The organism is Actinoallomurus sp. CA-142502 (genome assembly GCF_050936355.1).
Taxonomy (GTDB): Bacteria; Actinomycetota; Actinomycetes; order Streptosporangiales; family Streptosporangiaceae; genus Actinoallomurus; species Actinoallomurus iriomotensis.
Map to the genome: position 1 here is coordinate 2,242,686 of NZ_JBNJMY010000001.1, position 22,205 is coordinate 2,264,890.

General features: G+C 72.0%; 22 protein-coding genes. 6 read left to right on the forward strand and 16 right to left on the reverse strand.

Features of this window, described 5'->3' with window-relative positions:
• Positions 1-16 precede the first annotated feature (16 nt).
• The 5 genes from plsX to ACQEV1_RS10990 form a co-directional block, all read right to left on the reverse strand.
• Positions 17-1,081, reverse strand: a complete 1,065-nt coding sequence (gene plsX, locus ACQEV1_RS10970) for a phosphate acyltransferase PlsX (protein WP_433393448.1) — start codon at positions 1,079-1,081, stop codon at positions 17-19.
• Positions 1,082-1,145: 64 nt separating this feature from the next.
• The gene (locus ACQEV1_RS10975; RefSeq protein WP_285568600.1) at positions 1,146-1,523 is read right to left on the reverse strand and encodes a hypothetical protein; all 378 of its coding nucleotides are present in this window, start codon (positions 1,521-1,523) and stop codon (positions 1,146-1,148) included.
• A complete protein-coding gene (locus ACQEV1_RS10980; RefSeq protein WP_433393450.1) occupies positions 1,520-2,371 on the reverse strand; it encodes an alpha/beta fold hydrolase in 852 nt (283 codons plus the stop codon). The genes ACQEV1_RS10975 and ACQEV1_RS10980 overlap by 4 nt, the downstream gene beginning before the upstream one ends.
• Positions 2,368-3,195, reverse strand: coding sequence for a DUF998 domain-containing protein (locus ACQEV1_RS10985; RefSeq protein WP_433393452.1), 828 nt, complete (start codon positions 3,193-3,195; stop codon positions 2,368-2,370). The genes ACQEV1_RS10980 and ACQEV1_RS10985 overlap by 4 nt, the downstream gene beginning before the upstream one ends.
• A gap of 152 nt (positions 3,196-3,347) precedes the next feature.
• Positions 3,348-4,466: a hypothetical protein gene (locus tag ACQEV1_RS10990; RefSeq protein ID WP_433393454.1), complete on the reverse strand. Its 1,119-nt coding sequence runs from the start codon at positions 4,464-4,466 to the stop codon at positions 3,348-3,350.
• A gap of 395 nt (positions 4,467-4,861) precedes the next feature.
• On the opposite strand from ACQEV1_RS10990, the gene ACQEV1_RS10995 reads away from it, so the two are divergent.
• Entirely contained in the window at positions 4,862-6,241 is a 1,380-nt protein-coding gene (locus ACQEV1_RS10995; RefSeq protein ID WP_433393456.1) for a KamA family radical SAM protein, read from the forward strand.
• Positions 6,242-6,591: 350 nt separating this feature from the next.
• Here ACQEV1_RS10995 and ACQEV1_RS11000 read toward each other — a convergent pair whose 3' ends face one another.
• The 3 genes from ACQEV1_RS11000 to ACQEV1_RS11010 all read right to left on the reverse strand — a co-directional run bounded on the left by ACQEV1_RS11000 (position 6,592) and on the right by ACQEV1_RS11010 (position 8,723).
• Positions 6,592-7,125, reverse strand: a complete 534-nt coding sequence (locus tag ACQEV1_RS11000; RefSeq protein ID WP_285620268.1) for a YbhB/YbcL family Raf kinase inhibitor-like protein — start codon at positions 7,123-7,125, stop codon at positions 6,592-6,594.
• Positions 7,126-7,215: 90 nt separating this feature from the next.
• On the reverse strand, positions 7,216-7,710 hold the full coding sequence (locus ACQEV1_RS11005) for a pyridoxamine 5'-phosphate oxidase family protein (protein WP_433393458.1): 495 nt from the start codon (positions 7,708-7,710) through the stop codon (positions 7,216-7,218).
• Between the two features lie 44 nt (positions 7,711-7,754).
• On the reverse strand, positions 7,755-8,723 hold the full coding sequence (locus ACQEV1_RS11010; RefSeq protein ID WP_433393460.1) for a DUF5937 family protein: 969 nt from the start codon (positions 8,721-8,723) through the stop codon (positions 7,755-7,757).
• 94 nt (positions 8,724-8,817) lie between these two features.
• Between ACQEV1_RS11010 and ACQEV1_RS11015 the strand changes: the two genes are divergently transcribed.
• Positions 8,818-9,726, forward strand: coding sequence for an oxidoreductase (locus tag ACQEV1_RS11015; RefSeq protein WP_433393462.1), 909 nt, complete (start codon positions 8,818-8,820; stop codon positions 9,724-9,726).
• Between the two features lie 84 nt (positions 9,727-9,810).
• Positions 9,811-11,238 carry a purine-cytosine permease family protein gene (locus tag ACQEV1_RS11020; RefSeq protein ID WP_433393464.1) on the forward strand — a complete coding sequence of 476 codons (1,428 nt, stop codon included), beginning with the start codon at positions 9,811-9,813 and terminating at the stop codon, positions 11,236-11,238.
• Positions 11,239-11,257: 19 nt separating this feature from the next.
• Here ACQEV1_RS11020 and ACQEV1_RS11025 read toward each other — a convergent pair whose 3' ends face one another.
• The 5 genes from ACQEV1_RS11025 to ACQEV1_RS11045 form a co-directional block, all read right to left on the reverse strand.
• A complete protein-coding gene (locus tag ACQEV1_RS11025) occupies positions 11,258-12,139 on the reverse strand; it encodes a carbohydrate ABC transporter permease (RefSeq protein ID WP_433393466.1) in 882 nt (293 codons plus the stop codon).
• Positions 12,136-13,053 carry a carbohydrate ABC transporter permease gene (locus ACQEV1_RS11030; protein WP_433393468.1) on the reverse strand — a complete coding sequence of 306 codons (918 nt, stop codon included), beginning with the start codon at positions 13,051-13,053 and terminating at the stop codon, positions 12,136-12,138. The genes ACQEV1_RS11025 and ACQEV1_RS11030 overlap by 4 nt, the downstream gene beginning before the upstream one ends.
• Positions 13,050-14,129, reverse strand: a complete 1,080-nt coding sequence (locus ACQEV1_RS11035) for an ABC transporter ATP-binding protein (RefSeq protein ID WP_285620259.1) — start codon at positions 14,127-14,129, stop codon at positions 13,050-13,052. The genes ACQEV1_RS11030 and ACQEV1_RS11035 overlap by 4 nt, the downstream gene beginning before the upstream one ends.
• A gap of 284 nt (positions 14,130-14,413) precedes the next feature.
• Positions 14,414-15,229, reverse strand: a complete 816-nt coding sequence (locus ACQEV1_RS11040; RefSeq protein ID WP_432705563.1) for an ABC transporter ATP-binding protein — start codon at positions 15,227-15,229, stop codon at positions 14,414-14,416.
• Entirely contained in the window at positions 15,222-16,199 is a 978-nt protein-coding gene (locus ACQEV1_RS11045; protein ID WP_285620257.1) for an ABC transporter permease, read from the reverse strand. The genes ACQEV1_RS11040 and ACQEV1_RS11045 overlap by 8 nt, the downstream gene beginning before the upstream one ends.
• A 191-nt stretch (positions 16,200-16,390) precedes the next feature.
• On the opposite strand from ACQEV1_RS11045, the gene ACQEV1_RS11050 reads away from it, so the two are divergent.
• From ACQEV1_RS11050 to ACQEV1_RS11060, 3 genes are all read left to right on the forward strand, one after another.
• Positions 16,391-17,932 carry a bifunctional phosphatase PAP2/diacylglycerol kinase family protein gene (locus tag ACQEV1_RS11050; RefSeq protein WP_433393471.1) on the forward strand — a complete coding sequence of 514 codons (1,542 nt, stop codon included), beginning with the start codon at positions 16,391-16,393 and terminating at the stop codon, positions 17,930-17,932.
• A 202-nt stretch (positions 17,933-18,134) separates the two neighbouring features.
• Positions 18,135-18,503 (forward strand): DUF2795 domain-containing protein, encoded by a 369-nt coding sequence (locus ACQEV1_RS11055; protein ID WP_285620253.1) that lies wholly within the window; start codon positions 18,135-18,137, stop codon positions 18,501-18,503.
• Between the two features lie 52 nt (positions 18,504-18,555).
• On the forward strand, positions 18,556-19,104 hold the full coding sequence (locus ACQEV1_RS11060) for a YceI family protein (protein ID WP_285620252.1): 549 nt from the start codon (positions 18,556-18,558) through the stop codon (positions 19,102-19,104).
• A 158-nt stretch (positions 19,105-19,262) separates the two neighbouring features.
• Here ACQEV1_RS11060 and ACQEV1_RS11065 read toward each other — a convergent pair whose 3' ends face one another.
• The 3 genes from ACQEV1_RS11065 to lepB form a co-directional block, all read right to left on the reverse strand.
• Positions 19,263-20,870, reverse strand: a complete 1,608-nt coding sequence (locus ACQEV1_RS11065; protein WP_285620251.1) for an ABC-F family ATP-binding cassette domain-containing protein — start codon at positions 20,868-20,870, stop codon at positions 19,263-19,265.
• Positions 20,871-21,096: 226 nt separating this feature from the next.
• Positions 21,097-21,423, reverse strand: coding sequence for a hypothetical protein (locus ACQEV1_RS11070; RefSeq protein ID WP_285620249.1), 327 nt, complete (start codon positions 21,421-21,423; stop codon positions 21,097-21,099).
• Positions 21,424-21,486: 63 nt separating this feature from the next.
• Positions 21,487-22,194: a signal peptidase I gene (gene lepB / locus ACQEV1_RS11075; protein WP_285568629.1), complete on the reverse strand. Its 708-nt coding sequence runs from the start codon at positions 22,192-22,194 to the stop codon at positions 21,487-21,489.
• Positions 22,195-22,205 lie beyond the last annotated feature (11 nt).

Here is a 22,205-nt window from a genome sequence, read left to right on the forward strand (position 1 = left end):
GAGGAGCGGCGGCGGGTCAGCGGGATTCCTCCCGGCGGGGCAGCCGGTGCGGGCGGTTCGCGGCGATGCGCTCGCCGATCTGCTCCACGATGCGGCTCTGGGCCAGATCGTGGGCGAGCACGCACGCCGCCGCCACGCCGGGGGCGTGCGAGGACCCGTGCGCGATCACGACCGTGCCGTTCAGCCCCAGCAGCACCCCGCCGCCGTACGTCTCGGAGTCCAGGCGGTGCCGCAGGTGCCGCAGGCGCCGCCGTTGCAGCAGCGCGCCGAGCTTCGCGGTGCGGCTGGCGGTGAGGGCCTGCCGCATCTCCGCGACGGCGAGGCGTACGGCGCCCTCGATCGTCTTGAGCGCGACGTTGCCGGTGAACCCGTCGGTCACCACGACGTCCACCTTGCCGGTCAGCAGGTCGGAGCCCTCGACGTTCCCGGCGAAGTCCACGCCCTCCACGTCACCGGCGAGCAGCTCGTACGCCCGCCGGGTCAGCTTGTCGCCCTTGCCCGCCTCCTCGCCGATGGTCAGGAGCCCGACGCGCGGCGCCTCGACGCCCAGCCGGACCCGGGCGTACGCCGTGCCGAGCATGGCGAACTGCACGAGCATCTCGGGTTTGGCGTCGGCGGTGGCGCCGGCGTCGAGGAACACGGTCGGCCGCGGCCGGGTCGGCAGGACCACGGCGATCGCGGGACGGGCCACGCCGGGCTGGCCGCGCAGCCGCAGCCGGGACGTCGCGACGACGCCGCCGGTCGACCCGGCCGACACCAGCGCGGACGCGTACCCCCGCCGGATCAGCCGGCAGGCCACCGCCACCGACGACCGCGGCCGCCGCAGGCCCGCCAGCGCGCCCTCGTCCATCGCGACGACGTCCTCGGCGTTGACGATCGGGATCTCCCCGAGCGCGTCGTGCGCGGCGAGGATCTGCCGGATTCGGGCGGCCTGGCCGACGAGGATGGGCCGTACGCCGTGCTCACGCGCGGCGATGATCGTGCCCGCCACCACTTCGCCGGGCGCGTGGTCACCGCCCATCGCGTCCACCACGATGCGCTCGCTGTCGGTGCCGCCCAGGATCCCGGCCGTCTCTGTCATGCGGCTGGGTCCGGTGGCTCGGCGCTGCATGCGCGAAAGTTATCGTGCCCCCCGGCGCGCCGGTTCACCGGTCACGGTCCTGGCAGCCCTGGCCGAGGCACGGGGTACGGACGACCTCCCGGCCGCCGACCTTGATCACGAACTCCTGGCGGGGGTGCGCGGACGCGGCGTCGGAGGCGACCGCGTCCACCCGTACGGGCTCGTCTCGCGTCGTGCGTCCCACGCACTGCACCCGCACGACGGACATCGTGTCGGCCGACAGCGTCCGGCAGCGCATGCCCTTCTTGATCTCGTAGCCCAGGCCGTGCATCTCCTCCGTCGCGCCGCGGGCGGTGGCGTTGCGCAGCGAGCTCTCCGAGACCTTCCGCGCCGGATCGGTGCAGCTCGCGAGGGCGAGAAGGACCAGCAGGAGGGCCACCGCGAACGCCAGAAGTCCCTTCACAGCCGGTCCACCGCCTCGGCGATGACCTCGGGCCGGTCGATCTGCACCAGATGCCCGGTGCGGGGGAGGATGATCTGCCGCCCGTACGGGCTGAGCGCGGCGATGTCGGCGTGGGCCCGCCGCCACTCGCGGCCGTCCCCGCGTACGTCGCCGAGCGCCGTGATCACACACAGCGGGACCTCGGGGAACGGGGCCGCCTCGCGGAGCGTGAGCAGGTCGGCGGCGAGCTGGCGGTACGCGGCGTTCTCGGCGAGGAGCGTGCCGAGCACGTGCGCCCGCCCGTAGACGGCGCGGGAGAACTCCGGCGGCGCGACGTCGCCGCGTTCGGTGATCCGCCGCATGACCACACCGCGGATGAGCGGGCCGGCGAACCGGGCCAGGCCGGTCATGCCGATCGCGCGCCCGGCGAGCCCGGCGGCGGGCGCGAGCCGGCTGAGCCGCCACGCGTGCGGCGGCCTGTCCTGCTCGACGCTCGGGTCGACCAGCACCAGGCCCTCGACCAGCTCGGGGTACCGGCGTGCGAACGCCTCCGCGTGGAAGCCCGCGAGCGAGTGCGCCACCACGATCACCGCCTCACCGGTACGGCGGGCGAGCCCGGCGAGACGGTCCGCCTCGGCGCACAGCCCGGCCGGCCGGTGACCGGCCGGCGGGCTGCCGCCCAGACCGGGACGGTCGAAGGTGATGACGCGGTGCCGTTCGCGCAGCAGCTCGGCGACCGGGTTCCAGTCGAACCAGGCGCCGCCGAGCCCGGAGGTCAGCAGCACGGGCGGCGTACCGGTGCCCTCCTCGACCACGTGCAGGCGGTCGTCGCCGACCAGGAGGAGCTCGCCGGGCAGCGGTCCGTTCACGTGCGCGCGGTCCTCTCCCAGGCGCCGTCGTCGGGCCGGTGACGGCGCCCGCGTACGGGCCGCCGGGCGGACTCCGGCCTCTCGCGTACGGGGGCGGCGCCACCCGGCGGCCGGTCCCGAGCCGTCGGTGCGGGAACGGGGGCGCGGCGGCGGTCGGCGTGGAGCTGGGCGGCGATCACGAACAGCCAGACCGAGATCATCGCGACCTGTACCCGCTCGATCACGCCGAGGAGGACGCCGAAGTACATCAGCGGCAGCGTGGCCACGGCCGTCACGGTCTCCACGACCAGCAACAGCCAGCTCCAGCGGGCGATCACGGGCCAGCGGCGGTGACGGCGGGAGGCGATGGTGAGGGCGACGAGGCTGACGATGCCGGCCGTCACGACGCACACGCTGGTCACGCTGTGGAACTGGTGGGCGAAGGAGACCTTCCCGGCCCGCTCCCGCAGCGCGCACGTCGTGTCGGAGTTGGGCGCGCAGTCCATCGCGAACAGCGAGTCGGCGATCGAGAAGACGCCGAACAGGAACAGCGCCAGCCAGCCGGCCATGGCATAGCCGCGGGGCCGCACCGCCCGCAGCACGGCCGCCACCACGATGATCGTCAGCAGGCCGGAGACGAAGTCACCGGCGGAGAACAGGAAGTGGTAGGGCTGGTCGCTGGCGGACAGCTCACTGACGTAGCCGTTGACCGGGTCGAGCCCGGGGTTGAGGAGGAACTGCAGAACCCACGACGCGTATGTGATCCCGGCGATGGCGGCAAGCAGCCACGCGAACACCGGCACCATGCCCGGCTCGCGTGAACCCCCGTACGAGCTCACAGTCACGGCTTAGGCTCCCCCCGCCCAGAGTCCAAGCATAAGGACTCAGGACCGGAGCCGAACGACCGGCCAGCCCTGTGACCTGCCCAGACGCGGGTAGAACCAGCGGACTCCCTGCCGCCCGCCATCCGGGGGTCAAGGACCGCCCGGTCCGGGTGTCAGAAGCCTTCGAAGATCTTGGTGAAGACCCCGGCGTCCTCGTCCAGGCCGCTGCACGTGTCGCGGGAGACGCTCGTGTCGGCGGTGCACGGGTTGTCGCGGGTGACCGTCCACATCGAGAGTCGCCCGAGGGCGTGGTCGGTGGCCCAGGCGAACAGCTGCCCGGCGTCGGCCGGCCGGAACTGCGCGTCCACGCCCGCGACGCCGATGATCGGCGTCACGCCCATGCGCTGCCACGTCTGCGCGTCGCCCAGGTGGTAGAGCCGCGCCAGCTGGCCGTGGGCGGCGGTGGCGGAGGCGGTGATCGACTGGCCCGCGCCGTCCGCCGGGACGAGGTTGACGACCGAGACGCGCACGCCGCCCGCGACGGCCGAGCGCAGCGCGGAGAGCGCGGTCGCCGACAGTCCGGACCGGTGCAGCGGGAGCGTGATCGACAGCGGCAGGTCGTCGCGCTGGATCCGGGCGAGCGCCTGCACGCGGCGCTGCACGGACAGGGTGTCGGACAGCGTGCCGTCGGTGAGGTAGAAGTCGAGCCCCGCCGGGTCGGTGGCGTCCATCGCCTTGCGGTACTGCTTGACCAGGGCGTCCACGCTCTCGCAGCTCTGTGCGAGCTCGGTGCCGTGCGGACCGCCGAAGGACAGGATGACCTTCCCCGGAACGTCCTTGATCCGGTGCACCGCGAACGCGGCGTCGACCGCCGACAGCCCGCCCCAGGCGGCCGAACATCCGCCGCCGGCCGAGACGAACCCCATCGTGTAGGCCTTCGCGTGGGTCTTGGACAGGTCCGGCGGCGGCCAGGACAGCACGTCGGCGTACGGGGCGAAACCGATCCGCGGCCCCGCGGGCGGGGACGGCGCCGCCGACGCGGCCGGCGTGCGGGCGGGCGTCGGCGTGGACGATGCCCCGGCGGTCGAGCGCGGGTGCGATGAGCCGTGGGTGTACGCCCGGCGGACCGCTCCGTCGCTCGTCCTCGGCGCCTGGGCCGCGGTCGTGCCGGAGTCGTCGGTGGCCGCGAACACCACGGCGCCACCGGTCAGCGGGATCAGCAGACCGGCCGCGACCAGCGCGATCCTCGCCCGGCGGCGGTGCCGGCGTTGCCTCTTGCGGTGTCTACCCACGGTCGCCCCCCGTGGGGCGGTGGTGTCGGAGCGGGAGCACAGTGACTTTCGTGGCGTAGCGGGACTGGGGTTACACAGTATGTCGCAGACCGCTGACCCGGATCGAGCCCGGCAGTGCGTGTCGAGCTGACACTTTTGAGTCGATTGTGACGTTGAGAGATTCAGTGGCCCCTGTGTTCGCGTATCGATAAGCACCTGTACGGGTACCAGATTCGTAAGAAACGGGAGATTCAGGGTTCAATGGGGCGGGGAGCGTGGCGGCGTTGCGACCTGCGGCGCCGTAGTCGATCGATTTCGAAGGAGATGAAACAACCTGCCGGCGAGCGCCCGCACGCCCACCTGGGCGGATGTGGCGCATCGCACGCTTTCCCTCGATGCCAAAGGAGTAACAACACGTGACCTTGGTCAATGACGCGGCGCCGGCCGCTGTGCGAACCACCGGCCGCCGATTCCGCGCCTACACGGCGAAACACCTGGATGAGCTCACCGCCCGCGCCGGGTTGACCGCCGAGCAGCGCCTGGGCACCAGGGCGGTCGCGACGGTTCTGCCGTTCCGCACCAACAGCTACGTCCTCGACGAGCTGATCGACTGGTCCGCTGCACCGGACGATCCGATCTATCGGCTCGTCTTCCCCCAAGAGGACATGCTCCCCGCCGAGGACGTCACGCGGTTGTCCGACCTCATCCGGCGGGACGCGCCCAAGGCGGAGATCGACGCGCTGGCCCACCAGGTGCGGATGAAGCTCAACCCCCATCCCGCGGGCCAGCTGCAGCTCAACATCCCGAGCTTCAACGAAGAGCCGATGCCGGGTGTGCAGCACAAGTACAACGAGACGGTGCTGTTCTTCCCCAAGCAGGGCCAGACGTGTCACGCGTACTGCACGTACTGCTTCCGCTGGGCCCAGTTCGTCGGCGAGCCGGACCTGAAGATGGCGGCCGACGACATCGACCGGCTCAAGCGGTACCTGGGGAGCCACCCAGAGGTCACCAGCATCCTGTTCACCGGCGGCGACCCGATGATCATGGGCGAGCCGGTGCTGCGCCGCTACATCGAGCCTCTTCTCGAGGTCGAGCAGATCGAGTCGATCCGCATCGGCACCAAGGCCCTGGCGTACTGGCCGCAGCGCTGGGTGACCGACCCCGACGCCGACGACACGCTCCGCCTGTTCGAGCAGGTGAGCAACGCCGGCAAGAACCTGGCGTTCATGGCCCACTTCACGCACCCGCGGGAGCTGGAGCCGGCGATGGTCTCCGAGGCGGTCCGCCGGATCCGCGACACCGGGGCCGTCATCCGCACGCAGGCGCCACTGATCCGTACGATCAACGACTCGCCCGAGCTCTGGGAGAGCATGTGGCGGCGCCAGCTCCGGATGGGCATGGTGCCGTACTACATGTTCATCGAACGGGACACGGGCCCGCAGGACTACTTCGCGGTGACGCTCGAGCGCGCCTACGAGGTGTTCCGTGACGCCTACAAGAACGTCTCCGGCCTCTGCCGTACGGTCCGTGGCCCGTCCATGTCCGCCACTCCGGGCAAGGTCTGCGTCGACGGCATCGTCGAGGTCGGCGGAGAGAAGCTGTTCCTGCTGCACTTCATCCAGTGCCGCGACCCGGAGTTCGTCAACAAGCCGTTCTTCGCCAAGTACGATCCCGCGGCCAAGTGGCTGACGGACCTCAGGCCGGCGTTCGGCGCCGAGCGGTTCCCGTTCGAGGGGATCGTCCCAGGTGGAGACACCAGCGCACACGATGTGGCAGCGACCGGTCCGTCGATCTGACCGGTCTCACCGCACGCGGCATCGGATCGGGAGCCCCGACCGATAGCGGAAGCGAAGCGGAACGATGGCGCCGCCGTCCATCATGAGATGGCCTGGGCCGGTGTGTGAACGGCGGCCCAGGTCCAGATGTGACGACGGCCGGCGTCTCCGGGGGTCCGGAGGTGACCAACGGGGCTGGGGACCCGGTCGGCGGGTCACATGGGTCCCGGGGGGTGCGCCGCCGGGGCTTGGTTTCGGGGCCGTGCCGAACAGGTACGGCCCCGGAAACCTTTCCGGGGCCGGTGCCCTCCGACAGAGCCCGTCCGGGCTTGTACGGCGGTGTGGGCGCGCCCGCCCACACCGCCCGTGGGTCAGCTCTCGTACTCCGGGACGACCTGGGCGCGGGCCAGGCTGTGGGCGGTGATGTTGAAGCCCACCACCGCCGGGGCGGTGTCGGCGGGGAGCCCCAGGGACTCGGTGTCCAGGGCGTGCACCGTGAAGACGTAGCGGTGCGGGGCGCCCGGAGGCGGAGCCGCGCCGCCGAACTCCTTGTTGCCGTAGTCGTTGCGCGCGTGCACGGCGCCCTGCGGCAGGCCCTTGAAGTCGCCGCCGCCCGCGCCGGCCGGGAGCTCGGTCACCGACGCCGGGATGTCGAACAGGACCCAGTGCCAGAAGCCGCTGCCCGTCGGCGCGTCGGGGTCGAAGCAGGTGACGGCGAAGCTCTTGGTCTCGGCCGGGAAACCCGACCAGCTCAGGTGCGGCGAGATGTTGTCGCCGCTGAAGCCCCAGTCGTTGAAGACCTGGGCGTTGGACAGACGCTCGCCGTCCGCGACGTCGTCGCTGGTCACCGAGAAGGACTCGACCGGGGGGAGAAAGTCGTGCGGAAGGGGCGGCCTGCCGACCATGGCAACCTCCTGGGATCGCGGTTGGTACGCGTCCGGCCCCCTGCACGCGGGCCGGGTGACCCGGTCGGCCGGACGCTCACCTCAGTCCTATCAGGACCGTACGTGCAGCCGTCGAAGATCGCCCCCCGGACGCCAGGAATAGATCTTCGGGTCGTCCTCATCGCCGCCGAAGAGGGCGTACGCGACCTCTTCCACGTGGATCGAGAAGACGTGGAACTCGTCGTCGGCCGGCCGCCAGCCGATCTCCTGCTCCGTCACCTGGCAGTGCCGCTCGCGGCGTGCGGGGTCGGTCACGTGCTCGGCCGTGCCGTACAGCTTGAAGTCGCCCTCGGTGCCGTCCTTGTCGGAGGTGGCGCTGTGCACGGTGCACCGCGGGTCGCGGAGCAGGTCAAGGGCCTTCAGCGACTGCCACATCATGCCGAGCTGCAACTCGCCGTCGACGAACCTGGGCTCGACCGGGGTGATGCGCGGCCAGCCGTTCGCCCGCAACGTGCCGACGAGCGCCAGCCCGCCGGCCCGGAACCGGGCCTCGCCCAGCGCCGCGAGCTCCGGTGCCTTCGCCTCGAAATCCGCCCATGTCGTCATGCCGCGCACCGTACGCCCGGCCACCGACACTTTCGGGCGGCGGCTCACTGCTCGCCGGGCGCCGCCAGGAGGGACTCGGCGGCGGCGGTGCGGGCGTACAGCACCGAGTGCCCGGCGCGGTGGGCGCTGACCAGGCCCGCGTCGCGCAGTGCCGTGAGGCACCGGGAGACCCCGGCGGGCGACAGGCCCGTACGCCGGGCGAGCTCCGTCGTGGAGGCCGGGGCCTCCAGCTCCGTCAGCAGGAGGGTCCGCGACCGGCCGAGTACGGCGGCGAGAGCGGCGGTCCCGGTCACGGGCCGCGGCCGCCACAGCGTGCCGGTGCCGCGCGCGGGATAGGCCAGCTGCGGCGGATCCGGCGGCGCCACGCGGGTGAACAGGTCGGGTCCGGTGAAGACCGACGGGATCAGCAGCAGCCCCGGGCCCGCCGCGGTCCGGGACAGGGGCCGCTGCCGGCGGGCCAGCCGCAGCGCGTCTTCTGTCCAGCTCACCGAGGGGTGCAGATGGGCCAGGAGGTGACCCGCGCCGTGCTCGGCGACCTGGCGGGCGCGGTGGAAGACGTCCGCGTCGAGCACCGAACGGATCCGGGACCAGTACGGGGCCAGCGCCAGCTCCCAGTAGGCCTCGATCTCCTCGGCGACCCGGGGCAGCTGGGCCGGCGGGTCGGCGTACAGCCGGCTCAGCCGGGGACCGAGACGGCCTTGCTCGCGCCCCAGCCGGTCCAGGTCGTCGCGTACGCGGGCGGCCGGAGCGGTCTGGATCCGGGCTAGCTCGTCCGCCAGGGTGGGGGTCGGCCCGGCCGGCGCCGGGTTGATGAAGTCGGGAACGTACCCGCGCGGCGGGATCAGCTCGGCGAGCCATCCCCGGTCCAGGCCCGCGCTCGCCAGCCGCGGCCGTACCTGCTCGGCCCAGGTCCGGTGCACGTGGTGCGCGGATCCGGACCGCAGCAGCCGGTTGCTCGGCCCGACCTCCCACATCGGCGAGCGGGCGAACCGCATCTCCACCAGATCACTCACCGAAAAAGCCAGCTCAGCGAGCACCGTCCACCCCGAGATTCACGCATTCTGCAATCAATTGCCCGGCAGGCTACCTCGTGCGCATCATCCCGGCATGACTTCAGAGACGACGCCCGCGGCGGCCGCGGGGACCTGGACCCTCGGCGACCTGCGGGTCAACCGGATCGGATTCGGCGCGATGCGGCTGCCCCAGACCGGAGAGGCGTTCGCGGCCGACGCCGCGCCCCGCGACCGCGATGAGGCGATCGGGGTCCTGCGCCGCGCCGTCGAACTCGGGGTGAACCACATCGACACCGCCGCGTTCTACTTCTCCTCGCTGCGCTCCGCCAACGAGCTGATCAACCGGGCGCTGGCCCCCTACCCGGACGACCTGGTGATCGCCACCAAGGTGGGGCCGGGCCGCGACCCTTCGGGCGCCTGGCTGCCCCACGCCGGCCCCGCGCGGCTGCGCGGCCAGGTCGAGGAGAACCTGCGCCAGCTCGGCCGCGACCACCTCGACCTGGTCAACCTGCGCATCCTCGGGACCGGCTCGATCGCCGAGCGCTTCGGCGCACTGGCAGAGCTCCGGGAGGCCGGGCTCATCCGCCACCTGGGCCTGTCGAACGTCCGGCCGCACCACCTCGCCGAGGCCCGGGCCATCGCGCCGGTGGTCTGCGTGCAGAACATGTACGGCGTCGGCGTGCGCCCCGAACAGGACGAGTTCGTTCGCGTCTGCGAAGAGCAGGGCGTCGCCTTCGTGCCGTTCTACGCGATCGCCGGCACTGGAGGGCAGGCGGGCGTGCGCGGGACCGACGCCGACGAGGTGCTCGCCGTCGCGCGGGCGCACGGGGTGAGCGCGGCGCAGGTGCGGGTGGCGTGGGCGCTGCACCGCGGACCGCACGTGCTGGTCATCCCCGGCACCGGCGACCGCGAGCATCTGGCCGCCAACGTGGCCGCGGGCGTGCTGCGCCTCTCCGAGGAGGAACTGCACCTCCTGGACGCCTTCCACCGGCGCGAGGTGTGAGCGGAACGCCGTTGTCTCGCATCTCAGACATTTCGCCGGGAACGACTCTTGCGGGACGCCCGATGCGAGCGTGAGAGTGCGCGCATGACGAAACAGCAGGTCGGCGGCGGTACCCAGAGTGCCGGACAGGGTGCGGCCCTCGGGGTCGAGCAGCGGTCGATCGACTTCGTGCCGCCCGAAGAGCGGCACGGGTCGGTGTGGAGGCTGTTCACCGTGTGGTTCGGCGCGAACATGCAGGTCACCACCGCGGTGACGGGAGCGCTCGGCGTGGTGCTCGGGCTCCCGCTGCCCTGGGCGCTCGTCGCCCTGGTCGTCGGCAACCTGCTCGGCGCGATCTTCATGGCCCTTCACTCCGCCCAGGGCCCGAAGCTCGGCATCCCGCAGATGATCCAGAGCCGCGCGCAGTTCGGGTTCTACGGGGCGATCCTGCCGCTGCTGCTCGTCGTCCTCATGTACGTCGGCTTCTTCGCCACCAGCGCGGTGCTGGGCGGCGCGGCGCTGGCCGACTGGTGGGGGATCGGCCGGACGCCCGCCACGATCGTCGTGTCGGCGGTGTGCACGGTGCTCGCCGCCTACGGGTACCGGCTGATCCACCAGTACGAGCAGTGGGTCAGCCTCATCGCCGCGGTGGGCTTCCTCTACCTGACGTACCACCTGCTGACCGGGCACCACGTGGGCCGGGTCTGGCACTCCGGGCACGTCGGCGCGGGCACGTTCCTGCTCGTGGTGGCGATCGCCGCGACCTGGCAGATCACCTACGCGCCGTACGTCGCCGACTACTCCCGTTACCTGCCGGAGGACACGTCGGTCCGGGCGGCGTTCTGGTGGACCTACGGCGGGAGCGTGCTCGGCACCGTCTGGATGATGGCGTTCGGCAGCGTCTGCGCCGCGGTGGCGGCCAAGTCTTTCGAGGGCGGCTCCGTGTCGTTCGTCGTCGGCCTCGCCGAGCCGCACTGGGCGTTCTCACTGATCATCGTGCTCGGCATCGTCGCGGTGAACGTGCTGAACCTCTACGGCATGTTCATGTCGGCGACCACCACGCTGACCGCGCTGCGCCCGATGCGGATGAACGCCGGCGTGCGGCTGGTCTTCGTGCTGCTCGCCGCCGTCGTGGGCACGGTCGTCGCGCTGGCCGCGAGCGCGGACTTCCTGCACAACTTCGAGAACTTCATCCTGTTCCTGGCGTACTTCCTCATCCCGTGGACGGCGATCAACCTGATCGACTTCTACTTCGTCCGCAAGGAGCGGTACGACATCGACGCGATCTTCCGGCCCGACGGCGTGTACGGCGGGTTCAACTGGCGCACCATCGGCGCGTACGTGATCGGCGTCCTGGTCGAGGTCCCGTTCGTCAGTTCGACGTTCTTCACCGGGCCGTTCGTGAAGCACCTCGGCGGCGCCGACATCTCCTGGATCATCGGCCTGATCGTCGCCTCGGCCCTGTACTACGTGTGGATGGCCCCGGTGGCCCGCCGCGTCGCCGACGAGGGCCCGCGCGTGGCGGAGACCTGACCGGGCCGAGCGGCGGCCGTCAGTCCCGGTGCGCGCCCTGCGCGAGGACGGAGACGAACCGGTCGAGGAACAGCCCGCACGCGATGGCGAGCGGTACGGCCACGAAGACCGCGCCGCTCTGCACCGACCGCCACAGCATCGGGTCGCCGCCGCCGAGCCGCGCCGGCAGCCCGGTGCTCACCGGCATGCTCGCGTCCGACCAGATGAACGTCAGCGCGTAGGTGAACTCCCCGGCGGCCAGCGTGAAGGTGAGGACCACGACGGCCGCGATCCCCGGCAGCACCTGCGGCGCCACGACGCGGACGAACGCGCCGAAGCGGCTGTGGCCGTCGACCATCGCCTGTTCCTCGATGTCGACCGGCACGCCGCGCAGGAACGCCGCGAGCAGCCAGACCGACACCGGGACCGTCACGGTCGGGTGGACGAGGACGAGCGACCAGATCGAGTCGGCCAGCCCCAGCGTCGCCACCACCCGCGACAGCGACAGGAACAGCAGCGGTGGAGGCACGAGGTAGACCAGCAGGATCGCGAGCCCGGCCCGCCCGCCCCACGAGCGGTGCAGCCGGGACAGCGCGTACGCCGCCGGCAGCGCGAGCGCCAGCGTGACGACCACGACCAGACCGCCGACCACCAGGGTGTTCACCACGAACGTCGGGAAGCGCGTCGAGTGGAACAGCGCGCGGACGTGCTCGGTGGTCGGCCGGTGCCGCGCGCCGGGCGTGCCGCGTTCGAACGCGGTCACCAGGCCCCACAGGAACGGCGCCGCGCACACCAGCGCGGCGACCGTCGCGACGACGTAGACCGTCACGCGGACCACGACCTGCCGCACGGCCGCCAGCCGCCGCTGGCGCAGCATTTCCCGCGCCGCCGTGCGCGCCGCCAGCCCGTTCACCGGGGTCACCGGATCGCCTCCGCCCGCCGTACGGCCCGGAGCGCCACGACCACACCGGCGAGGAACAGCGGCAGCAGGAACAGGGACGCCGCCGCCCCGGCGCCGATGTCCCCGCCCTCGACGCCGCGCAGGTACGCGAGCGTGGGCAGTACCTGGGTCGAGTCGTGCGGCCCGCCGCCGGTCAGCATCCGGACCACGGCCATGTCCGCGAACGTGATGGCCGCCGTGAACACCGCGGCCACCGCGGTCACCGGAAGCGTCAGCGGCACCGTCACGCCGAAGAGACGCCGCCAGAAACCGGCCCCGTCGAGACGCGCGGCGTCCCACACACCGGACGGCACGGCGTTCAGCCCGGCGGCCACGATGACGGCGGCGAGCGGCGTCAGCCGCCAGACGTGCGCGGCCACCACCACGACCGCCGCGGGCCCCGTACGCCCGAGCGGCGACCCGCCGCCGTGCAGCAGTGAGGCGCCGCGGAGCACCCGCTCCACGGGCGAGCCGGCCGGACCGAGCAGCCAGCGCCAGGAGATCGCCGACAGCGCGACCGGCGTCGTCCAGGGCAGCAGGACCAGCGTGCGCACGGTGCGCCGGAAGCGGAGGTCGGCGCGCAGTACGTGCGCGAGGACCGTCCCGAGGACCACGACGAGAACGACCGAGACGCAGGTCAGGGCGAGAGTGTCGAGCAGCGACCGCCAGAAGACGTCGTCGCCGAACACCGCGCGGAAGCCGCGCAGCCCGCCGAACCGGTACGACGGCGCGTCGCTCGTCGAGCGGGAGAACGCGAACGCCACCGTCAGCCCGAACGGCGCCACCACCAGCGCGGTCAGGTAGACGATCGTGGGCAGCAGGAACGCCCAGGCCAAGAACCCCTCGCGGTCGGTGAGGCGCGTCCGTTCGCCGGCGCGCGCCCGTGTGCCGCTCAACCGCCGATCCGTACCGGCGCGGTACGGATGCCGTACTCGGCGTCGAAGAAGCGCAGCCGGTCGCCCGGCACCGCGAACTCGTGCGTCTCGCCGGGCGCCAGCGGCGTGATGACGGTCGCGGGCAGCCGCGCGATCACACGCGTCTCCGTGCCGATCTTCGTCACCGTGCCGTAGACGTGACGGTCGCCGGACAGGTACTCGATGCGCTCGATCCGCAGCGGCATGGTGACGCGGGAGTCGTACGCGACGTTCTCCGCCGGCAGCAGATGCTCGGGCCGGAAGCCGACGAGCCGGTTGGCGCGCTGCACGAGGTTCATCGGGGGAGAGCCGACGAACGTCGCCACGAACGTGTCGGCCGGCTCGTCGTAGATGTCGCGCGGCGTGCCGACCTGGCGCAGCCGCCCGGCGTCCAGCACCGCGACCCGGTCGCCGAGGCCCATCGCCTCTTCCTGGTCGTGCGTCACGTAGATCGTCGCGGTGCCGATCTGCCGCTGGAAGCGTTTCAGCTCGTCGCGGGTGGTGGCACGCAGCTTGGCGTCCAGCCCCGACAGGGGCTCGTCGAGCAGGAAGACGGCCGGCTCTCGGACGAGGGCACGGGCCAGCGCGACCCGCTGGCGTTCACCGCCGGACAGCTGCCGGGGCCTACGGCCGAGCAGGTCCGGGATGCCGAGGAGGTCGGCCGCCCAGCGGATCTTGCGCTCGCGCAGGTGACGCGGGACGTTCTCGGCCTTCAGCGGGAACTCGATGTTGCTGTGAACGGTCTTGTGCGGATAGAGCGCGTAGGACTGGAGGACCATCGCGACCCGGCGGATCCGCGGCGGCAGCCCGTTGACGAGCTGGCCGCCGATGTACACCTCGCCCTCGGTCGGCCGCTCCAGACCCGCGATGGTGCGCAACAGCGTGGTCTTGCCGCAGCCCGAGGGGCCGAGCAGCACGAGGTACTCACCCTGGTTCGAGGACACGTCGATGCCGTCGAGCGCCCGGACCTGCCGGTCACGGCGCCCCTCGTACACCTTGACGAGACCCCGGGCCTCGACGGCCTTCGCCGCCGTGCCCGCCTCGTCGCGGCGCCTCACGGCCGGCCCGCTCGCCGGCGGTGCCGGCCACTGTGTTCGCTGCCACTGTGTTCGCCGGGCTGCTCGCCGGGCCGTTCGCTGCTCGGTGCCAACCCCCCGCCTCTCTCGGAAGTAGCGTCTCCCTCGAAGGTAGATCGGCGGCGGGCCGGCATAAAGGGGCAGTTCGGCACGGTTCGGAGCGGCCCGGAAAGTCGTTCGCCAAACCTGCTTTTCCGGTGAACGGCGGCTCACGAAGCGTGAAGCCCGAGCCCCTCATGCGGGGCTCGGGCTTCCGAAGGCGGGGGTTACTTGCCGGTGGCCTCGGTGTAGGCGTCGACGACGGCGTCGGTCTCGCCGTCCATCACCAGCGTGCCCTCGTCGATCCACAGCACCCGGTTGCACATCTCGCGGATCGAGTCGAGCTGGTGGGCGACGAGGAAGACGGCGCCGGCCTCTTCGCGCAGTTCGTCGATCTTCTTGGCGCTCTTGCGGCGGAACTTGGCGTCGCCGGTGGCCAGCGCTTCGTCAATGAGCAGCACGTCGTGGGACTTGGAGGCGGCGATGGCGAACCGCAGCCGCGAGCCCATGCCGGAGGAGTAGGCCCGCATGGGGAGCTGGATGAAGCCCTCCTTGAGCCCGGCGAACTTCACGATCTCGTCGTACTTCTGCTTGACCTGGTCGGGGGACATGCCCATCGCCAGGCAGCCGAGGACGATGTTGCGCTCGCCGGTGAGGTCGTTCATCAGGGCGGCGTTGACGCCGAGCAGCGACGGCTGGCCGGAGGTGTAGACGCCGCCGCTCTCCGGGGGCAGCAGGCCGGCGATGGCCTTGAGCAGCGTCGACTTGCCCGAGCCGTTCGTGCCGATGACGCCGATGGCGTCACCCTTGTAGGCGACGAAGGACAGCCCGCGGATCGCGTGGACCACCTTCATCGTCGGGCGGTGCTCGCGGCGGAGCACGCGGATGAAGGCGCTCGCGGCGTTGCCCTTGCCGCCGGCGCCGTACACCCGGTACTTGATGTGCAGATCGTCGACGACGACGATCGGCTCGCGGGTCTGGTCGATGGTCACCCGCGGTGCCGCGTACTCGGACACCTTGAGCTTCTCCTTGACGTCAGCCACGGCCGTACCTCTCCTCGGCGCGGAAGAAGAACCAGAACCCTACGACGAACACCACGATCGCCCAACCCAGGCCGTACCACCACAGATGGTCCGTCTGCTCGTGCAGCTTCTCGTGCACGTAGCCGCGGTAGCTGTCGAGGATGGAGAGCCGTGACAGCTCGACGTAGACGTATCCGGGGTTGGCCTCGAGGACGTGCCCGATCCACGGGTGGTGGTGGATCTTGGGCGACTTCATCAGCCCGGACAGGCTGTAGATGATGCCGGAGAAGTAGAGCCAGGTCCGCATGATGAACGGCAGCAGCTGCTGGATGTCTCGGTTGAACGCGCCGATGCGGGCGAGTACGAGGCTCATCCCGACGTTGAACAGCACCTGCATCATCAGGACCGGGATCAGCAGCAACCAGTCGAGGGTCAGCGGCTCGCCGAAGCCGAGCACGATGACGAAGAGCACGACCATCGAGACGAGGAGCTGCTGCAGCTCGATGATGGTGTACGCCAGCGGCAGGCTCGCCCGCGGGAAGTGCAGGGCGCGGATCAGCGACAGGTTGTCACCGACCGACTTGGCGCCCGTCTGCACCGACCGCTGGGTGAAGGTGAAGACGAAGACACCGCAGACCAGGAACGGGATGAACGTGTTGCGCGGCAGGCCGCGGCTGACACCGAGCAGCAGGCCGAAGATCAGGTAGTACACCGCGGCGTTGAGCAGCGGCGTGAGGACCTGCCATACCTGGCCGAGGCGCGACTCGGTGTACATCGCGATGTTCTTGGCCGAGGCGAACGCCCAGATGAAGTGGCGACGCTGCCAGACCTGGCGAATGTACGAGCCCATCGGGGGGCGGGCGGCGCTCTGCTTGAGCCCCTGCGCGGTGGCGAAGTCGGCCAGCGAGCCATGCCCGTTCATGTGAGGGGGCTCCGCGATCGCGTTGGCCGGTCCGCCACCCGAGGCTCCGAGCCGTTCCGGGTGACTCATGCGGATGAGCCTATTGCAGACAGAGCCCCGGCATCGACGTTCGGTGAGATGCATGGCGAGAATGTGATCTTCGGCGTGATCGGGAGGTAATCGGGATACCGAGCCCGGGTGTGCCGTCCGGCCCCCGACGATGCCACTGACCTTGGATAACCCCGGACATATCTTGACCGCGACGGGGGATAGAGGCTCGCATGCCCCTGTTGCAAAGAGCGGGCCGGCTCGACCAGCGCGCCTTCGACGCGGTGGCCGCGGCGCGGCTCCCCGGTTTCGAGTACGTCCTCCCTCGCCTGTCCAGAGTCGCCGACCACTCCCTGCTGTGGCTGGGTGTCGCCGGCGGACTGGCCGTGACGCGACAGCCGCGGCTGCGCCGGGCGGCGCTGCGCGGCGTGTTCGCGCTGAGCCTGACCAGCCCGATCGCCAATCTCGTCGGCAAGCAGATGTTCCGCCGCCGCCGTCCGCTGATCGAGCTGGCCGGCCTGCCGACGAGCGTGGGGCGCGGCACCGCGCTTCCCGCCGCGCGGGTGCGGTGGCGGCTGCCGACGTCCCCGTCCTTCCCCTCCGGGCACTCGGCTGCGGCCGCGGCGTTCACCGGCGCGCTGGCGATGGAGGCGCCCGCGTCCGTCGTGCTTCCCGTCGCGGCGGGCGCCGCCGGGGTGGCCTTCTCGCGGGTCTACACCGGCGCGCACTACCCGGGCGACGTCCTGGCCGGTCTGGCGCTCGGTGCGGTGGCCGCCGCGACGACCCGGCTGGTCTGGCCCACCCGTCCCGCGCCCGCCGGAGCCGTGTGGTCCATGCCGGCCGAAGCCGTCCAGGGCATCTCATCCGACGGCGCCGGCGTCGTCGTGGTGATCAACAACGACGCGGGCGGCGGCGACGTCACACGTCTGCTCCGTGCAGAGCTGCCGGAGGCGGAGATCGTCGAGGCCGGTGAGGACCTGGGCAAGACGCTCGGCGACGCCGCGGACCGGGCGACCGTGCTCGGGGTCTGCGGCGGCGACGGCACGGTCAACGCCGGGGCCGAGATCGCCGTCGAGCGCGGGCTGCCACTGCTGGTGATCCCCGGCGGCACGCTGAACCACTTCGCCCGCGCGATCGGCCTGGAGACCGCCAAGGACGCGATCGAGGCCTACCGGTCGGGCGCCGTCGTCCGGGTCGACGTCGCCTGCGCGGGGCGGCGCCCGTTCCTCAACACGGCGAGCTTCGGCGCGTACACCGAACTGGTCGACCTGCGCCGGCGCATGGAGAACCGCCTGGGCAAGTGGCCCGCGCTCGCGGTGGCCGCGGTCCGCGTCCTGCGGCACACCGAGCCGACGGAGGTGTACGTCGAGGGGCGGCGGCTGCGCGTGTGGTTCGCCTTCATCGGCAACTGCCGGTACGGCTCCTACGGCGTCGCGCCGACCTGGCGCGAGCACCTGGCCGACGGCCTGCTCGACGTACGGCTGATCGGCGCCAAACGGCATATCGGCAAGTCACGGGCTGTCGCCGCGCTGCTCATCGGGCACCTGCACCTGATGCCCGACTACAAGACCTGGCGCACCACCTCCCTGCGCCTGAGCGGCACCGACGGCTCGCTGCGCCTCGCCTGCGACGGCGAGCTCGGTGCGGCCGACGGCCCGGTGGAGATCACCAAGAAGCGCGCGGCGCTGGCCGTGTTCGGGCCGCCCCAGGTCGCCGAGCCCAGCCGGCGTCCCCTGCCCGAGCCCCCGGCCGAAGAGGACCCGCCGAGCGCTTGATCGGGAAGACTTCGCAGGTCGTCGCGGGTGAGGGTTCGCCGTGGCCCGGCTCGGGTACGGCGGCTCACAGGGGGTCGCGCGGCGACCGCCCTGTGCCAGGTGGAGCATCCGGCGCTCCGTTCCGCTGCCGTGGCCCGAAGGAGGTAGACCCGGAAACGCCAGCGCGCAGGGGCGCCTGAGAGGGACGCGAAAGGTGAGGTCTATGCACCGCGAGAGCGACAAGCAGGGTCCGGTCCGCGACGACTACCTGCACAAGGAGACCGAAAGCCTGAGCAGGAACGGCACCGGCCGCGTCCGGGAGGGCGGGCAGGAGAGCGGTGACGCGCCACCGGAGCGCCATCGGACGCCGCCGCGCGGCATGTCACCCGCGGACGTCGCGCGTCGTGCCGCGCTGACCCGGCATCTGCCGCCGACCGTGTTCCCCGCCGACCGGGCACGGCTGCTGACCCACCTGCGGTCCCACCGGGCCCCCGACTCGGTCGTCGACGCCGTCTCCGGGCTGCCCGAGGGTCAGGAGTTCCACACCCTGGGCGAGATCGTCCGGGCCATCGGGCTGCTCACCGAGCATTGAGTTCCGCTCGGACGCCCGCAGGGCCCGCCGAGACGGCCGTAGTGTGGCGTCCATGGCGCTGACCAGCGGCACGTACGCACTCGGTCCCGCGTCGGGGACCCTCCGGCTGCGCACGGGCCGGAGCGGGCTCGGCCGCCGGGCCGGCCACGACCTGACCATCGAGGTCACACGCTGGTCCGGCGAGGCGGCCATCGATCTCGATGATCCGTCCGCCTGCGCGGTGACCGCCGAGATGGATCCCGCGTCATTCGAGGTCGTCGAGGGCGGCGGCGGTGTCATGGCGCTCACCGCCGCCGACCGGATCGAGATCCTCAAGACCGTCCGCGAGAAGATCCTGAAGACGCGTGCCCACCCGGTGATCCGGTTCCGGTCCACCGAAGTATCGGGCACGCCCTCGGCGTTCACCATCGAGGGCGAGCTGACGATCATGGACGTCACCCGGCCGGTCACCGTGCACGGCCGGATCTCCGGCGAGCGGCTGACCGGGGAGGCGACCGTCGTCCAGTCGCGCTGGGGGATCAAGCCGTACTCCGCGCTGTTCGGCCAGCTCCGGCTGGCGGACGAGGTGAAAATCGAGTTCGACTCGGAGCCGGCCGGCTGAGCGCCGCGCGGGGGCCGTGGTCCCCGGTACGCCACGGGCGGGACCGACCTCGCGGATCACCGCCTCATCGGGTCGGCCGGGCGATCCCGGCAGCCGGCCGGGCCGGGCGAGGGAGGCCGCGCCGCCGGGGCCGTGCGCGGCCCGCCGTGGACGCCCGGTCAGCGCGGACGGTCGACGCGGGTCTCGTCCCACACCGGCTCGGCCGTCTCGTACACGGTGCCGTCGCCGCCGAACACCAGGAACCGGTCGAACGACCGCGCGAACCACCGGTCGTGCGTGACCGCCAGCACGGTGCCGTCGTAGGCCTCCAGGCCCTGCTGCAGGGCCTCGGCGCTGGCCAGGTCGAGGTTGTCGGTCGGCTCGTCGAGCAGCAGCAGCGTGCAGCCGCTCATCTCCAGCAGCAGGATCTGCAACCGCGCCTGCTGCCCGCCCGACAGCGTCTCGAACGGCTGGTCGCCGCAGTAGTTCAGCTCATAACGGGACAGCGCGGACATCGCCTCGTTGCGCAGCCGGGCGTGCTCGGTCATCAGGATCTCCGCCGGCGTGCGCCCCCGGAGCTCCGGCCGTGCGTGGGTCTGGGCGAACAGCCCCGGCACCACGCGCGCCCCCAGCCGGGCCACGCCCGTGTGCGCCACGTCCTCACCGGCCAGGAGCCGCAGGTAGTGGCTCTTGCCCGAGCCGTTCGAGCCGAGCACCGCGACGCGCTCGCCGTACCAGATCTCGGTGTCGAACGGCCGCATCAGGCCGGTCAGCTCCAGCGCCTCGCAGATCACGGCGCGTTTGCCGGTACGGCCGCCGCGCAGGCGCATCTTGAGGTTCTGGTCACGCGGCGGGATCTCCGGCGGCCCCGCCTCCTCGAACCGGCGCAGCCGCGTCTGCGCCGCCTGGTATCGGGACGCCATGTCGGAGTTGTAGGCCGCCTTCTGCTTGAACATCTGCACGAGCGCCCTGAGCTTGGCGTGCTCCTCGTCCCAGCGCCGCCGCAGCTCCTCCAGCCGTTCGTTCCGCTCGCGCCGTGCCTCGGCGTAGGTGGCGAAACCGCCGCCGTGCGTCCAGACGGCTCCGGCCTCCACCGTGACGATCTGCCGCGCCGCGCGCGCGAGCAACTCGCGGTCGTGCGACACGAGCAGCACCGTCTTGCGCGTCTCGCGCAGCCGCTCCTCCAGCCAGAGCTTGCCGGGGACGTCGAGGTAGTTGTCGGGCTCGTCGAGCAGCAGCACCTCGTCGGCGCCGCGGAACAGCGCCTCCAGCACGAGGCGCTTCTGCTCACCGCCCGACAGGGTCTTCACGTCGCGGTAGCGGGTGCGGTCGTACGGCGCGCCGAGCGCGGCGACGCAGCAGGCGTCCCAGAGCACCTCGGCGTCGTACCCGCCCGCGTCGCCCCAGTCGGTGAGGGCCTTGGCGTAGCGCAGCTGGGTGGGCTCGTCGTCGCGCTCCATCATGGCCAGCTCGGCCCGCTCCAGAGCGGCCGCCGCGTCGCGCACCCGCTGCGGCGCGGTGGACACGAGCAGGTCATGGACCGTCGACTCGTCGCGGATGTTGCCGATGAACTGGCGCATCACGCCCAGGCCGCCGCTGCGCACGACCGAGCCGCTCTGCGGCTCCAGGTCGCCCGCCACGAGGCGGAGCAGGGTCGTCTTGCCGGCGCCGTTGGGCCCGACCAGCGCCGCCACCGACCCGTCGCCGACCCGGAACGAGGCGTCGGAGAGGAGCACCCGCCCGTCCGGAAGCGTGTGGTCGAGATGCGCGACTTCGACGTGGCCCACGCCCGCCAAGTCTGGGCCATCAGCCGGAGACGCCCAAACGATTTTCCGCCTCGGCCCGCCGCGGTCAGGTCGTGGGGCGTCCGGCCCGCCGGTCGAGGAGGGCGCCCGTGGCGGAGAACGGCCCGGCCACCTCCGGCAGCCGCGGCAAGGCGGGTGAGGGCGGCGCCGCCGATCCGGCGGCCATCCACACGGCCCGGCCCGGGAGCGTCTTCGGGGACCCCGGCGATCAGGCCGTACCCACCGGCGGCGCGGGCACGAAGAACAGCACCAGGACCACCCGAACGACCACGCCACCGACGCCCGGCCCGGCGGCGCGCCCCAGCACGACACGGGCCACCGGCGGTCCCGCCACGCCAGGCCCGGCTCTCCGTCTCAGGACAGGCGGGTGATCAGCGATCACGATGTCGGCCACGCTGCACGGGTCGCGCGGCGACCACCCGATCAGGCAGGACATCGCGGCCGACACCGGCCAGGCCGGTCGTGGCGCGGCCCGGCCCGTCGGGTGGGCGGGCAGGACGAACGGGAGCCCCGGGAACGCCACCAACCGCGGCATGCCCGAGCGGCCCGCCGTCCCGGACGGCCGCGACCGTGGTCGCGGCCGGCGCCCGGGCGGTCGTCACGACCTGGTCGAGAGCAGGCTGTTCCAGCGGGACGGCGGCCAGATGATCACGAAGGCGCGGCCGATCACGTTGCCCGCCGGGACCGTGCCGTCGTGCCCGTCGTCGAGGTGGAATCGGGAGTCCGCGGAGTCCGAGCGGTGGTCGCCCATGACCCAGAGCCGCCCGGGCGGGACCGTGATCGGCCCGAACTGCCGATGATCGTCCTGGTAGACGTACGGCTCGTCCAGCGGGTGCCCGTCGACGAGCACCCGGCCCTGCGCGTCACAGCACCGTACGGTCTGGCCGCCCACGGCGATCACCCGCTTGACCAGGTCCTTCTCATTCGGCTGTGGGACGCCGAACGCCGCGCCGACCCAGTTGACCGCGCGGCGGACCGGGTTCGTCGGCTTGGCGACGCGGGTCTCCGGCTCCCAGGCGGGCGGGGCGCGGAACACCACGATGTCGCCGGGCTTGGGGTCGCCCACGCGATAGCTGATCTTCTCCACGAGGATCCGGTCGCCGGTGCAGCCCGCGCAGCCGTGGAGGGTGCGCTCCATCGACTCGGACGGGATGAAGAACGCCTGCACCAGGAACGTCTTGATCAGCAGCGACAGCACGAGTGCTACGCCGATGAGGATGGGCAGTTCGCGGAGAAAGGACCGGTTGCGCTTCCGGGGCTCCTTCTCCGCCGAGGACTCGGCCTCGGGCGTGGGCTCGTCTGGCACGTTCTGTACGC